The sequence below is a fragment of the Paenisporosarcina sp. genome (genome assembly GCF_049671445.1).
Classification (GTDB): Bacteria; Bacillota; Bacilli; order Bacillales_A; family Planococcaceae; genus Paenisporosarcina.
This window is the reverse complement of the sequence record NZ_JBATUX010000137.1, coordinates 1-1,680: the sequence shown is the minus strand read 5'-3', so window position 1 is coordinate 1,680 and position 1,680 is coordinate 1. Positions and strand designations below refer to the sequence as shown.

1 protein-coding gene and 1 pseudogene are annotated in these 1,680 nt (G+C 38.8%); one reads left to right on the top strand and one right to left on the bottom strand.

What is annotated here, in order from left to right; genetic code table 11:
- A pseudogene (locus tag WBG45_RS16555) lies at positions 1-202 on the top strand (MFS transporter); the annotation flags it as partial.
- A gap of 750 nt (positions 203-952) precedes the next feature.
- On the opposite strand, the gene WBG45_RS16550 reads toward WBG45_RS16555, so the two are convergent.
- On the bottom strand, positions 953-1,680 hold a 728-nt coding region (locus WBG45_RS16550; protein WP_424416178.1), incomplete at its 5' end, for an MFS transporter.

Genomic DNA, 1,680 nt, shown 5'->3' with positions numbered 1-1,680 from the left:
CGGCACTGCAGCCGGAATGACGTATTCAATGGACAATATGGGACGGATCATTGGTCCTCTACTGTTTACTTGGATTTTCACCGTCCAACCGGACAACGTCTATGTTCTTTCTTCGATCGTTGCTCTCGCTTCAATTAGTTTGATTGTATTGTTCCGTAAATCTACTCAATCATTAAAAAGTGAAAATCCAGCTCCCTCATAATGTGAGGGGCTGGATTTTTTTCTTAAAGCTGTGTTAAATGGTATTGTTGTTTATCCTAGATTTGCGTTGGTAGCACGTTCAGCATAGCCAACAAGGTTAAAAACACCTACACCAAGGTACTAGGATAGCAACGTTGTGAATCTAGCGCCAAATTGTATATAAGAATCAGAGAGGAGTTAAGTGAAGATGTCACTTAGCTCCTTTTTTTCATGATTTATATAGAGGATATTCCTTTTGTTTAGCATTTAGTTGTAAAATTTGGGTGCTTAGTTGTAAAAACGGAGCATTTAGTTGTAATTTTAACGATTTAGTTGTAAAAATCACGAGTTTAGTTGTAATAGTAAAATTATGGAACTAGGAACGAAGGGCGTAACTAACAGAAATGACTTTTGGCGGCAGCCATAAGCCGTAATCCGGTCTTTAATCATGATGGTTGGCAGTGAAAAGTTCTTGAATGGCCCCACCAGCTGTCGCTTGGCGGGTATTTTGAAACTACCTTTGGCCATATTCTTTCTTGGTACATGCTAGGTGCAAGTGTACTCTTCTTTTGGTATTCATTTAATATTAATAGTATTATCCTTTCAAAATAAACGAAGCTGAAAGATGCAGAAATTGCATCTCGACATCTTTAAAAGGAGAGCTAGGCGAAGTGACACAGTCACAAGCCTAGCTCTCCTTTTTTCTTTAGAACATCTTGCAGCAGGTAAAGCATCCGAAGCAGACTGGAAACCTATGGTCCTCAATAACCACTTAAGAAGGTACTACTTTAACTGGCTCTTTTACAATTTCTTTGTCTTCAAGCTCTGGATGTGCTTGTTTCATAATGGCTGGACGAAGCATGTAGATGACAGCGATTAATAAAACGATACTAGAACCTAGTAGGACATATTGAGCTGGAACAACATCATACAGGAATCCGAAAAGCACCATCGCTAGTGGCATTAATGACATCGACATGGTTTCAAGTAGTCCAAATACGCGACCTCGGTATTCTTCATCAATGCGTTTTTGCATCATTACACCAATTGGCGTGTTAACGAAAATTATGCTCGCACCAAATGTAAACATGAGTGTGATATAAAAGATGACAACTCCCACATAAGGTAATTCGATAAGTAATGGGAAAGTGGCTAAACCCATCAAGGCTCCCATAGATAAAATGCCTCTTTTTACAACGACTAGAGGCAACTTAACTTCCTTACGTGTAGCAAATAAAATGGAAGTAACGAGCATACCAACGGCAAGTGCTCCTTCTGTTATGCCAAAATGGGTGGATTGTACTTTCAGCCCATCTACAAGAATAAAGGCATAGCCCACAGTAAATGCTCCGAAGAAAAAGTTGATAACAAGTGCTACCCATACGATAACGATCAAAATGCGATGTTGTTTTACATAGGTAATGCCCGCTTTCATATTTTGAAGCATTGTTTCTTTCTTTTCTGTTACTTCTTCGGTTATTCTTGTCGAAAATAATTTAA